Origin of the sequence: Paucibacter soli (genome assembly GCF_037482845.1) — a bacterium.
Taxonomy (GTDB): Bacteria; Pseudomonadota; Gammaproteobacteria; order Burkholderiales; family Burkholderiaceae_C; genus Paucibacter_B; species Paucibacter_B soli.
In genome coordinates, this window is the sequence record NZ_JBBHJW010000002.1 from 618,591 (window position 1) to 630,581 (window position 11,991).

Genomic DNA, 11,991 nt, shown 5'->3' on the forward strand with positions numbered 1-11,991 from the left:
CGGGGGGCACTGTCCGTCATGCGTGGCCGGCCGCGCATCCTTGCTATCCCTCTTGGGAGCAGCCCCGCTTGCCAAGCCGGGATGAATAAAGTAATGCGCACATAACCAAAACTCATGCGTCGGTTTGAGGCCTCCTGCTGCGGGCAAACCTTGCCGGGTCAAGCGCATCCACCAGATCGGCTTGCAGCGGCAGCGGCGCCCCGGCCAGTTGGGCCGCCACGATGCGGGCGCACAGCGGGGCCCAGGCAATGCCGCGCGAGCCCAGCCCGGTGCAGACCAGCAGCCCGGGCAGGCGCGGCAGCAGGCGCAGCTGATCGCGGCGCCCCTGGTAGGCCGGGTCGGCCAGGCCGCCGACCAGGGGCAGGCGGTCGGGCGTGGTGAGGCGCCAGCCCACGCGGCCCTGCGGCGGCAGCTGCCAGGCCGCGGCCGGCAGGGGCAGGCCGCTGAGCTGCTCGTACTGCTGCAGATTGTGGGCATGGTCGGCGGGACGCAGCCGGCCATCCTCGTCGCCGTCCTGGGCGGTGGCGCCGCACCAGAGGCCGCCCTGGCCGTCGCCGATGGCATAGCCGCTGCCGGCCACCGGCAGCAGCGGCACGCGCAGCCCCGGCAGGGCCGGCAGCATGCTGAGCTGACCGCGCTGGGGCGTCAGCGGCCAGGGCTGCTGTGCCGCCAGGCTGCACAGCAGCGGCGCACTGGCGTGGCCCAGCGCCAGCACCACCGCCTCGGCCTCGGCCAGGCAATGCCCCTGTGCATCCAGCGCCAGCCAGCCGGCCGCCGTGCGTCGCAGCGCCGCCACCTGCACGCCATAACGCACCGGTGTATCGGCCAACCAGGCGCGCACCAGGGCAGCCGGCGGCGCTGCGCCGCCGCCCGGGTAGTACCAGGCGGGCTGGGTCAGGGCCAGGCCGCTGCGCGCGGCGGCGTCGCTTACCGGCAGCGCCTGCACATAGTCGTCGGGCAGGGCCAGGCGTTCGATCTGGGCCTGCATCTCGGCCAGGCTGCGGCGCGTTTCCAGCCTCAGCAGGCCGCGCTGCAGCCAGGGCAGCTGGCCGGCCAGCGCCGTGATGGCGCGCTCGGCCTGCAGGGCGGCGGCGCGGTTGAAGCGGGCGTGGGTGCCATCGTCGGGGTTGAGGGTGCCGTGGAACAGCCCGCCCGGGTTGCCCGAGGCACCCTGGGCGGGGGCATCGCGCGCCTCCAGCACCGTCACCTGCAGGCCCTGCTCGCGCAGCGCCGCGCTGCAGGCCGCGCCGGCCAGGCCAGCGCCCAGCACCAGCACCTGCCTGGCCTCGCGCGCCAGCGGCAGGCGCGCGGCCGGCCGCTGCGCCGCATGGCGCGGCTGGTAGCGCGCCACCGTCATATGCCATTTGCTGCCCAGGCCGGGCCGCCTGCGCACTTCGAAACCGGCGGCGGCGAGGCCGTCGCGCACCGGCCGCGCCGCACTCCAGGTCGCGGCCGTGGCCTCGGGCGCCGCCAGGCGGCCCAGGCGCTTGAGCAGGTAGGGGTCCCAGATCTCGGGGTTGAGCGCGGGCGCAAAACCATCGAGGTAGAAGGCATCGACCTCGGCCACCAGCTCGGCCAGCCAGTCGCGCGCCTCGCCCAGGGCCAGCAGCAGCTCGACGCGGCCGTTCTCGAAATCCAGGCGATGCAGGTTGTGGGTCAGCGGCGGCCAGGCCTGCAGCAGCTGCGCCGCCAGCTCGGGCGCGGGCGATCCGGCATGCGCACGCGCCATATCGGCGCGTGTGAGCGGGTGCTTTTCGATGCTGATGAACACCAGTCGCTCGGCGCGCTGCGGATCGACCCGCCAGGCCGCCCAGCTGGCCAGAAAGTTGTTGCCCAGGCCGAAGCCGGTCTCCAGGATCACGAAACGGCGGCGTCCGCGCCAGCGCTCGGGCAAGCCGTTGCCGCGCAGGAAGACATGCTCGGCCTGCGCAAACGCCCCGGCACGGGCATGGTAGACATCGCCAAACTGGGGCGCGCGGGGCGTGCTCGGGTCGCCGCTGAAATCCACTCGGGCGGGAACGATGGGACAGGATTTCACGTCAGCCCAGCGGCACCGTTTCGCCATGCTGCGGCACGCGCACGCGCCAGCCCAGCTCGTCCTGGATGCGGCTGCGCAGCGCATCGCTGGCGGCCGGCTCGCCATGCACCACAAAGGTCTGCGCGGGCGGCTGCTCGAAGCTGCGCAACCAGGCCATCAGGCCATCGGCATCGGCATGGCCGGAGAAGCCTTCCAGATGGCTAACCTCGGCATTCACCGGCACATATTCGCCATGCAGCTTGATCTCGCGCGCGCCCTCCACCATCTTGGCGCCGCGGCTGCCACCCACCTGGAAGCCGGGAAAGACGATGTGGTGGCGTGCCTGCGGCGCCATCGTCTTGAGGTAGTTGAGCACGCGCCCGCCGGTGGCCATGCCGCTGGCCGAGATGATGATGGCGGGCTTTTGGGGCATTAGGCTGGCGGCCTGCCTGAGCGAATCGGCCGGCTTGCTGATGAGCTTGACGCCGTCGCGCAGCCCGGCCAGCTCGCGCGCGCTGACGCGCAGCAGGCGCTGGTGTTTGAGCATGACCTCGGTGGCCTCGATGGCCATCGGGCTGTCCAGGATGATGGGCACCCCGTCATCCAGCTGACCCGCTTGGCGCATGCGCTGCAGCACCAGCAGCAGCGCCTGGGCGCGGCCCACCGCGAAGCTGGGCAAGAGCACGCTGCCGCCGCGCTTGAGGGTGTTGCGCACGATCTGGGCGAGGCGCTGCTGCACGTCCTCGGCCGGATGCAGGCGGTTGCCGTAGGTGGATTCGATCAGCAGCACGTCGGCGCGCTGCAGATGCTGGGGTGCGGGCATCAGCAGATCGTTGTCGCGCCCGATGTCGCCCGAATAGACCAGGGTCTTGCCGCCCGAGCTCACGCTGATGGCCGAGGCGCCCAGCAGATGGCCCACCGGCGTAAAACGGATCTCGGCCTTGCCCAGGCGCAGCCTGCCGTCGCGCGGCAGGCCGACGAAATGTGCCAGCGCCTTCTTGGCATCGGCCAGGCTGTAGAGCGGCAGGGCCTTTTCATGCCTGGAGCTGCCGTAGCGGTTGGCGCGCTTGGCGTCTTCCTCCTGCAGATGCGCGCTGTCCTTCAGCAGTACGTCGCAGAGTGCGCGTGTGGCGCCGGTGCAAAAGACCTGACCCTTGAAGCCCTGGCGCACCAGTGCCGGGATATAGCCGCTGTGGTCCAGGTGCGCATGCGAGAGCAGCACCGCGTCGATGCTGTAGGGCGAGACGCCGAACGGCGCCCAGTTGCGCTCGCGCAGCACCTTGTAGCCCTGGAACAGGCCGCAGTCCAGCAGCAGGCGCTGGCCGTTCAGGTCCAGCAGATGGCGGGATCCGGTGACGGCGTCCGCCGCGCCAAGAAAGCTGATTTTCATGCGGCCCCCAGGGTTTGCAGCTCGGCCGATTCCAACACCTGGACGGCCGGCCCGCGTTGCGAAAGTGCCAACATCATCGCGCGTGCCACGCGCTGCGCCCGGATCGGGCGCCAGCGTGCCGGGATCAGGCCGCGCACCGGGCGCAGCAGGGCCAGGGTGCAGCGCTCGGCCAGGCGGCTGGGCTGACCCAGCGCCGTGCGTTCGCCGTCCAGCAGTGAGGGCCGCGCAATCACCAGGCGCTCGAAGCCCAGGCCGCGCAGGCTCTCTTCCATCTCGCCCTTGACGCGGTTGTAGAACACGGCCGAATGCGGGTCGGCCCCAAGCGCCGAGACCACCGCGCAACGCCTGACCCCCAGCACGCGCGCGGCGCGCGCGACGTTCAGCACCGCATCGTGATCGACGGCGCGAAATGCCTCGCGCGAACCCGCCTGGGCGATCGTGCTGCCCAGGCAGATGTAGAGCGCATGTGCCGGCGGCAGCGGCCCGCCGAGATCGGGGCGCCGCAGGTCCACCTGGTGCTGGCGCAGCCGCGGGCTAGCTGCCAGCTCGGCGATGGGCTTGCGCACCAGCGCATGCACCTGCAGCGGCGTGCGCAGCAATTCCTGCAGCAGCGCGCGCCCCACCAGGCCGCTGGCCCCCGCCACCCAGACCGACTGTGTGATGTGACTCATGCGCGCATGGTAGGCGCAAACAAAACAGGCCCGGCGCTTGCGCGGCGGGCCTGATGTGCAGCGGCTACACCGGCGTACTCAACGCTTGGGTTGCGTCAGGCGCGGGCCGTTGTTGTGGCGCGGTGCGCCGCCGTTGGGCTTGGGCGCGGCCGGGCGGGCCGGCTGAGCATGGCGGGGCTGGGCCGGCTTGGCGCCACCGTGGCCGGTATGCGCCGCAGCAGGGCCGGCCGGGCGCTTGGCGGCCGGCGCGCCATGGCGGCCGGCGTCGCGCCCGCCGTCACGGCCAGCACCGTCGCGCGGCGCGCCACGGCCAGCGCCACCACGCGAGGGCGCACCGCGGCCAGCGCTGCTGCGGCTGCCGTTGCCGTTCAGCACCATGCGGCCCAGCACGATGGGCTCGGGGCGCTCGCTCGGATCGGGGGCGAAACCGGGCACGACCTCCTTGGGGACCTCGCGCTTGATCAGCTTCTCGATCTCGCGCAGGAAGCCGTTCTCGTCCACGCACACCAGCGAGACCGCCTCGCCTTGCGCGCCGGCGCGGCCGGTGCGGCCGATGCGGTGCACATAGTCCTCGGGGACGTTGGGCAGCTCGTAGTTCACCACATGCGGCAGCTGGTCGATGTCGATGCCGCGGGCCGCGATGTCGGTGGCCACGAGAACCGTCAGATCGCCCGACTTGAAGTCGGCCAGTGCCTTGGTGCGCGCACCCTGGCTCTTGTTGCCATGGATGGCCATGGCGCTGATGCCCTGGTCATTCAGGTAGTCGGTGAGGCGGTTGGCACCATGCTTCATGCGCGTGAACACCAGCACCTGGTGCCAGTCGCCGCTCTTGATCAGGTGAACCAGCAGCTCCTTCTTGCGCTCGCGGCCCACCGGGTGGACCTTTTGCGCGATCGACTCGTTGGTCTGGTTGCGGCGCGCCACTTCGATCAGCGCGGGCTGGTTCAGCAGACGGTCGGCCAGGGCCTTGATCTCGTCGCTGAAGGTAGCCGAGAACAGCAGGCTCTGCTTCTTGGCGGGCAAGAGCGCGAGCACCTTCTTGATGTCGTGCACAAAGCCCATGTCCAGCATGCGGTCGGCTTCGTCCAGCACCAGGATCTGCACCTGGCTCAGGTCCAGCGTGCCCTGCTGCGCATGGTCGAGCAGGCGGCCGGGCGTGGCCACCAGGATGTCCACACCGTCGCGCAGGCGGTTGATCTGCGGCTGCATGCCCACGCCGCCGAACATCACCATGCTCTTGAGCGGCAGGTACTTGCCATAGGTCTTGACGCTTTCCTCCACCTGGGCCGCGAGTTCGCGCGTGGGGGTCAGCACGAGGGCGCGGATGGCGGGCTTGCCGCGCTTGTTCAGCACCGGGCCGCCCGCCGCGAGGCGGTGCAGCATGGGCAGCGTGAAACCGGCCGTCTTGCCCGTGCCGGTCTGTGCGCCAGCCAACAGGTCACCGCCTTGGAGAACGGCGGGGATCGCTTGGCTCTGGATGGGGGTGGGGGTGGAGTAGCCGGCGTCGGCGATGGCCTTGAGAAGGGGGGCGGCCAGGCCCAGAGAATCAAAACTCATTGAGTGCGATTTGCGCACGGTGCCCATGGTGAACAGCCGCGCCATTGAGAATGGCGCCAGTCTTCGGGCTGAACAAGGAGCGTGCTTGAGCTGAAGAAAAAGAAACGCCGCGCAAGACTGAGAAGCGCGGCGTTGGGCGGCATTATAGGGCGTGGCCCCGGCCGCGGCGAGATTTACTTGGCGACGTTGACCCAGGCCACCTCCAGCCAGTTGTCGCTGCGGTGCACGGCCGTGACATTGTGCCGCAGCGCCCAGGGGATCATCTGACGGTGCAGCGGAATCACATGGATGCCGTCCTTGAACTCCTTCAGCGCGGCCTTCACCATTCCCTCGCGCTTTGCAGGGTCTGCCTCGACGCTGGAGGCGGCGGCAAGCTGGTCGAACTTGTCGTTCTTCCAGCCGCCGAAGTTGTTGTAGCCCACGCCGTTGTCGCCGCGGTTGCGCCACACCGGGGTCATGATGATTTCGGCGTCGGTGATCGAGCCGCCCCAGCCGTACAGATAGAGGCTGGTGTCCTGCTTCTCCAGCTTGGGGAAGGTGATGACGCGCGGCTGCGCGTTCACCTTGACCTTGACCTTGAGCTGGGCCCACATCGAGGCCAGCGCCAGGCAGATCTCCTCGTCGTTGACATAGCGGTTGTTGGGGCAGTCCATCGTGACCTCGAAGCCATCCGGGTAGCCGGCCTCCTGCATCAGTTTCTTGGCGCCGGCCATGTCGTGCGGCAGGCGCGCCTCGATGGCCGGATCCTCGTAGGAACCCTTGGCCGAGGGCGTGAGGCCGCCGGTGGGTGCGGCCAGGCCGTTCATCAGCTTGGTCTTGATGGCTTCGATGTCGATCGCCTGGTAGAGCGCGCGGCGCACGCGCAGGTCCTTGAAGGGATTCTTGTCACCCGGCACGTTTGCATAGAGCAGCTTGTCGCGCTGCTGGTCCATGCCGACGAAGATGAGGCGGTTCTCCAGCCCCTCCAGCACCTTCACGCCGGCGGTATTGCGCAGGCGCGGCACGTCGCGCGGTGCCGGGTCCAGCACCAGATCGATTTCGCCCGAGACCAGCGCCGCCAGGCGCGTGGCGTCGTTGCCGATAGGCGAATAGACGATCTCCTGCACGTTGCCGTCGAACTTGCCCCACCATGCCGGGTTGCGCTTGTAGGTGGTCTTGATGCCGGGGGCGCGGCTCGCCAGCACATAGGGGCCGGTGCCGTTGGCGTTCAGCGAGGTATGGGTCTCTTCCTTGTCCTTGAAGTTCAGCGGCCGGGTGACCTTGTGCGCCTCGCACCAGCTCTTGCTCATGATGAAGAGCGTGTTGATGTGCTGCAGAAAGATCGGGTTGACGCGCTCCAGCTGGAACTCCACCGTCAGAGGGTCGATCTTCCTGGGCGTGCCCACCGCATTGGCGTAGACGCGGATCTGCGAATTGATGTCCTTGGCGCGGTTGATGGAGAACACCACGTCGTCGGCCGTGAAGGCCGAGCCGTCATGGAATTTCACCCCGGGGCGCAGCTTGAAGCGCCAGACCAGCGGCGCGACCTGCTTCCATTCCAACGCAAGACCTGGCCCCGGCTTGAGGCTGGCGTCGAGCTTGGTGAGGGTCTCGTAGACCTGGCCGTTCATCATGTTCGTCATGGACTCGTTCTGCGAATGCGGGTCCATGGTCTGCGGGTCGCCCTGGCTGGCCCAGCGCAGGGTCTGGGCCTGCAGGCCCAGGGCCAGCGCGAGGCCGGCGGCGAGCAGGGTGAGCTTGAGGGTCTTGTGCATGGGCGATGCTCCTGGCTGGGACAGTGCGCTTTGTACCTCAATCAAGGAGCGCGACGCGAAGCTGCGACAATAGGCGGTTTGGCGCTGGCGCAATCCGCCGCTGCGCGCCGGCACCGCAGTACAAGCAACTACAGCATCTCCACACAGGACCCTTCATGGCCCAGTACGTCTTCTCAATGAACCGCGTCAACAAGACGGTTCCACCCAAACGGCACATCCTCAAGGACATCTCGCTGTCGTTCTTCCCCGGCGCCAAGATCGGCGTGCTGGGTCTGAACGGCTCGGGCAAGTCCACCATCCTGAAGATCATGGCCGGCGTGGACAAGGAGTTCGAGGGCGAGGCCGTGCCGATGCCGGGCATCAAGATCGGCTATCTGGAGCAGGAGCCCAAGCTCAATGCGGACCAGACCGTGCGCCAGGCGGTGGAAGAGGGCATTGGCGGCGTGCTGGCCGCCAAGAAGCGCCTGGACGAGGTCTATGCCGCCTATGCCGAGCCGGACGCCGATTTCGACGCCCTGGCCGCCGAGCAGGGTGAGCTGGAGGCCATCATCGCCGCCGCTGGCAGCGAGAACACCGATCTGCAGCTGGAACTGGCCGCCGACGCCCTGAATCTGCCGCCCTGGGACGCGCAGATCGGCGTGCTCTCGGGTGGCGAGAAGCGCCGCGTGGCGCTGTGCCGCCTCCTGCTCTCCAAGCCCGACATGCTTTTGCTGGACGAGCCCACCAACCACCTGGACGCCGAGTCGGTCGAGTGGCTGGAGCAGTTCCTGCAGCGCTTCCCCGGCACCGTGGTGGCCATCACCCACGATCGCTACTTCCTCGACAACGCCGCCGAGTGGATCCTGGAGCTGGACCGCGGCCGCGGCATCCCCTGGAAGGGCAACTACTCCGACTGGCTGGACCAGAAGGAAAGCCGCCTGGAGCAGGAGCAGAAGACCGAAGACGCGCGCATGAAGGCAATGAAGGAGGAGCTCAAGTGGGTGCGCTCCAATGCCAAGGGCCGTCAGGCCAAGAGCAAGGCGCGTCTGGCCCGCTTCGAGGAACTCAGCGACGTCGACTACCAGAAGCGCAACGAGACCAACGAGATCTTCATCCCGGTGGCCGAACGCCTGGGCAACGAGGTGATCGAGTTTGAGAACGTTTCCAAGAGCTTCGGCGACCGGGTGCTGATCGACAACCTCAGCTTCAAGGTGCCCGCGGGCGCCATCGTCGGCATCATCGGCCCCAACGGCGCCGGCAAGTCGACGCTGTTCCGCATGATCCAGGGCGTCGAGCAGCCGGACTCGGGCACGGTGAAGATCGGCAAGACCGCCAAGCTGGCCTTTGTGGACCAGAGCCGTGCCAGCCTGGACGCCGACAAGACGGTATGGGAAGACGTCTCGGGCGGCCTCGACAACATCGTGGTCGGCAAGTTCGTGATGCCCAGCCGTGCCTATATCGGCCGCTTCAACTTCAAGGGCAACGACCAGCAGAAGATGGTGGGCCAGCTCTCCGGTGGTGAGCGCGGCCGCCTGCACCTGGCCAAGACCCTGGCCCAGGGCGGCAATGTGCTGATGCTGGACGAACCCTCCAACGACCTTGACGTCGAAACCCTGCGCGCGCTGGAAGAGGCGCTGCTGGAGTTCGCCGGCTCGGCCATGGTGATTTCGCACGATCGCTGGTTCCTGGATCGCATCTGCACGCATATCCTGGCCTGCGAGGGCGATTCGCAGTGGTTCTTCTTCGACGGCAACTTCCACGAGTACGAGGCCGACAAGAAGAAGCGCCTCGGCGAAGAAGGCGCGCGCCCCAAGCGCATGCGCTTCAAGCCGATCAAGTGATGGAAGAAGACAAAGGAGCCCGCGGGCTCCTTTTTTCATTCTTCATTCTTCACACATCTTTACGGCGCCCGCACAAGCGCCTCACTTGACGGCGCGAACATGCTTCCATCGCAACCCGATGGAGAGAATCACATGAGCAAGCTCAAGTTCGCAGCCCTGGCCCTGGTGATGGCGGGCAGCCTGGCACAGGCTCAGGGCCATGGCCCGCGCGGCGGCATGATGATGATGGGCGGCCCCGGCATGCTGGGCGCCCATGCCGAACACATGCTGGATGCGGTGGACGCGACGGATGCCCAGCGCGCCCAGATCAAGCAGATCATGGATGCCGCGCGCGCCGACCTGAAGGCCACGCATGAAAGCGCCCGCGCCCTGCATGCGCAAAGCCTGACCCTGTACGCCGCCGCCAATATCGACGCCGTCTCCATCGAGGCGCTGCGCCAGCAGCAACAGGCCCTGCACGAGACCATCAGCAAGCGCATGAGCCAGGCCTTCATCGATGCGGCACGCGTGCTCACGCCGGAGCAGCGCGCCAAGCTGGCCGAACGCATGAAGAAACAGCAGGCGCGCATGGCCGAGCGCATGAAGGCACACAGCCACTGAGGGCCTTATGCTTCAGGCCTATGCCCACCCGGACGGCACCGCCCGCCAGCAACGCGAGTTGGCCAGGGCGCGCGGCGCCACCCATGCGAGAGCCATGAGTTCCAGACTGCTGCTGATCGACGATGACGCCCGCCTCACCGGCATGCTGGGGGACTATCTGCGCCATGCGGGTTTCGAGGTTGAGGTGGCCGGCTCGCTGGCCGAGGGGCGTGCCGCGCTGGACGCAGCCCTGCCCGATCTGCTGGTGCTGGACCTGATGCTGCCCGACGGCGACGGCCTGGACTTCTGCCGCGGGCTGCGCGGCGACAAGCGCTTCAAGCGCTTGCCGGTGCTGATGCTGTCGGCACGCGGCGAGCCCATGGACCGCATCCTGGGCCTGGAGCTGGGCGCCGACGACTACCTGGCCAAGCCCTTCGAGCCGCGCGAGTTGCAGGCCCGCATCAAGGCCTTGTTGCGCCGCCTGGAGCCCGAGCTGCCCACCGACGAGTTGCTGCGCTTCGGCCGTCTGGAGATCGATCTGGCGGCACGCCTGGCGCGCCTGGACGGCAAGGTCTGCGACCTCACCAGCCACCAGTTCGACCTGCTGGTGGTGCTGGCGCAAAGCCCCGGCCGGGTGCTCTCGCGCGACCAGATCATGGATTCGCTCAAGGGCCATCCGCTGGAGGCCTTCGATCGCTCCATCGACGTGCATATCTCGCGCATCCGCGCCGTCATCGAGGACGACCCCAAGGCACCGCGCCGGGTGCTGACGGTGCGTGGCGCCGGCTATGTGTTCGCGCGCAAGCAGGACGCGCAAGGCAGCGGCGAGTGAGGTCGCTGTACTGGCGCATCTACCTGACCCTGGTGGTGGTGCTGGCGGCGTTCGCACTCGGCTCCGGTTGGCTGTTCCATCAGCAGATCGAGCAGGAACGCGGCAACTTCGAGGTGGCGGCCAAGGACAGGCTGACCGCGATGGCGCAGCTGATCCAGCGCGTGCTGCCGGCGGCCGATGCGCCGCGCGAGCAGCAGGCCGCGGTGCTGGAGGAATGGGGTGAGCGCCTGCGCCTGGCGATCGCGCTGGACGATGTGCGGGGCGAGCGCATCGCCGCCACCGAGCTGTTCGAACGCCGTGAGGAGGGCGTTGGTGGCCGTGCACTGAGGATCAAGCTGGACGATGGCCGCAGCATCAGCTTCATGCGCGGCTGGCGGCCTCCGCCGGGTGGCGCTATGGCGCGCGATGGCGGCGGTGGTGGGGGCGAGCGGCCGCCGCGGCCGATGCTGCGGCGTGACGACCCCGGATGGGCTGCGCTGCCGCTGCTGGGTCCGCGCGCCAATGGCGAGATGCTGGTGGCCCTGCTGGTGCTGCTGTTCGTGGGCGTGGCGGCGGGTGCGTTTCCGGTTGTCAAGCGGCTCACGCGCCGCCTGGAGGCGCTCAAGCGCGGCGTGGAACAGTTCGGCGAGGGCCAACTCAATCATCGCGTCGACGACCAGGGCAATGACGAGGTCAGCGCCCTGGCGCTGAGCTTCAACCGCGCGGCCGAGCGCATCGAATCGCTGCTGCGCTCGCACCAGAGCCTGCTGGCCAATGCCAGCCACGAGCTGCGCTCGCCGCTGGCGCGGCTGAAGATGGCCTTCGCGATGCTGGACGAGGCCAGCCCGGCGCAACGCGCCAGGCTGCAGGCCGAGATCCACACCAATATCGGCGAGCTGGATGCACTGGTGGAGGAGGTGCTGCTGGCGAGCCGGCTGGAGGCCGGCCAGCAGGAGCCGCTGCCGGAGGCCGTGGATATGCTGGCCCTGGCCGCCGAGGAAGCGGCGCGCAGCGGCGCCCAGTTCGAACCCGAGGACGGCGCGGCCGAGCTGGCTCTGCGCGGGGAGGAACGCCTGCTGCGCCGCGCCTTGCGCAACCTGCTGGAGAACGCGCGCCGCTACGGCGGGCCCGAGGTGCTGCTGAAGCTGGGCCGGCGCGGCGCCATGCTGGAGCTGCGCGTCTGCGATCGTGGACCCGGCGTGCCCGAGGCCATGCGCGAACGCATCTTCGAGCCCTTTTTCCGCCTGCCCGGCCATGCCGAGCAGGCCGGCGGCGTGGGCCTGGGCCTGAGCCTGGTGAAGCAGATCGCCCAGCGCCATCGCGGCCAGGTGCGCTGCGAGCCGCGCACCGGTGGTGGCAGCGAGTTCGTGCTCAGCCTGCCGCTGGCCTGAA

At 68.7% G+C, this 11,991-nt stretch carries 9 protein-coding genes; 4 read left to right on the top strand and 5 right to left on the bottom strand.

What is annotated here, in order from left to right; all coding sequences use genetic code 11:
* Positions 1–112: 112 nt before the first annotated feature.
* From mnmC to WG898_RS07580, 5 genes are all read right to left on the bottom strand, one after another.
* Entirely contained in the window at positions 113–2,038 is a 1,926-nt protein-coding gene (mnmC, locus tag WG898_RS07560) for a bifunctional tRNA (5-methylaminomethyl-2-thiouridine)(34)-methyltransferase MnmC2/FAD-dependent 5-carboxymethylaminomethyl-2-thiouridine(34) oxidoreductase MnmC1 (RefSeq protein ID WP_339602142.1), read from the bottom strand.
* Position 2,039: 1 nt separating this feature from the next.
* Positions 2,040–3,407: an MBL fold metallo-hydrolase RNA specificity domain-containing protein gene (locus WG898_RS07565; protein ID WP_339602143.1), complete on the bottom strand. Its 1,368-nt coding sequence runs from the start codon at positions 3,405–3,407 to the stop codon at positions 2,040–2,042.
* A complete protein-coding gene (locus WG898_RS07570) occupies positions 3,404–4,078 on the bottom strand; it encodes an NAD(P)H-binding protein (protein ID WP_339602144.1) in 675 nt (224 codons plus the stop codon). Before WG898_RS07570 ends, WG898_RS07565 begins: the two co-directional genes overlap by 4 nt.
* Before the next feature lie 78 nt (positions 4,079–4,156).
* Positions 4,157–5,635: a DEAD/DEAH box helicase gene (locus tag WG898_RS07575; RefSeq protein ID WP_339602145.1), complete on the bottom strand. Its 1,479-nt coding sequence runs from the start codon at positions 5,633–5,635 to the stop codon at positions 4,157–4,159.
* A gap of 173 nt (positions 5,636–5,808) precedes the next feature.
* The gene (locus WG898_RS07580) at positions 5,809–7,389 is read right to left on the bottom strand and encodes an ABC transporter substrate-binding protein (protein WP_339602146.1); all 1,581 of its coding nucleotides are present in this window, start codon (positions 7,387–7,389) and stop codon (positions 5,809–5,811) included.
* A gap of 155 nt (positions 7,390–7,544) precedes the next feature.
* On the opposite strand from WG898_RS07580, the gene ettA reads away from it, so the two are divergent.
* The 4 genes from ettA to WG898_RS07600 all read left to right on the top strand — a co-directional run bounded on the left by ettA (position 7,545) and on the right by WG898_RS07600 (position 11,990).
* Positions 7,545–9,209, top strand: coding sequence for an energy-dependent translational throttle protein EttA (gene ettA, locus WG898_RS07585; RefSeq protein ID WP_339602147.1), 1,665 nt, complete (start codon positions 7,545–7,547; stop codon positions 9,207–9,209).
* A 132-nt stretch (positions 9,210–9,341) separates the two neighbouring features.
* Positions 9,342–9,809, top strand: coding sequence for a Spy/CpxP family protein refolding chaperone (locus WG898_RS07590; RefSeq protein ID WP_339602148.1), 468 nt, complete (start codon positions 9,342–9,344; stop codon positions 9,807–9,809).
* 94 nt (positions 9,810–9,903) lie between these two features.
* On the top strand, positions 9,904–10,620 hold the full coding sequence (locus WG898_RS07595) for a response regulator (RefSeq protein ID WP_339602149.1): 717 nt from the start codon (positions 9,904–9,906) through the stop codon (positions 10,618–10,620).
* Entirely contained in the window at positions 10,617–11,990 is a 1,374-nt protein-coding gene (locus WG898_RS07600; RefSeq protein WP_339602150.1) for a sensor histidine kinase, read from the top strand. The genes WG898_RS07595 and WG898_RS07600 overlap by 4 nt, the downstream gene beginning before the upstream one ends.
* Position 11,991 lies beyond the last annotated feature (1 nt).

Coding starts and splice junctions, on each gene's coding strand:
- WG898_RS07565 (WP_339602143.1), bottom strand. CDS start 3,407: ATGAAAATCAGCTTTCTTGGCGCGGCGGACGCCGTCACCGGATCCCGC.
- WG898_RS07570 (WP_339602144.1), bottom strand. CDS start 4,078: ATGAGTCACATCACACAGTCGGTCTGGGTGGCGGGGGCCAGCGGCCTG.
- WG898_RS07575 (WP_339602145.1), bottom strand. CDS start 5,635: ATGAGTTTTGATTCTCTGGGCCTGGCCGCCCCCCTTCTCAAGGCCATC.
- WG898_RS07580 (WP_339602146.1), bottom strand. CDS start 7,389: ATGCACAAGACCCTCAAGCTCACCCTGCTCGCCGCCGGCCTCGCGCTG.
- ettA (WP_339602147.1), top strand. CDS start 7,545: ATGGCCCAGTACGTCTTCTCAATGAACCGCGTCAACAAGACGGTTCCA.
- WG898_RS07590 (WP_339602148.1), top strand. CDS start 9,342: ATGAGCAAGCTCAAGTTCGCAGCCCTGGCCCTGGTGATGGCGGGCAGC.
- WG898_RS07595 (WP_339602149.1), top strand. CDS start 9,904: ATGAGTTCCAGACTGCTGCTGATCGACGATGACGCCCGCCTCACCGGC.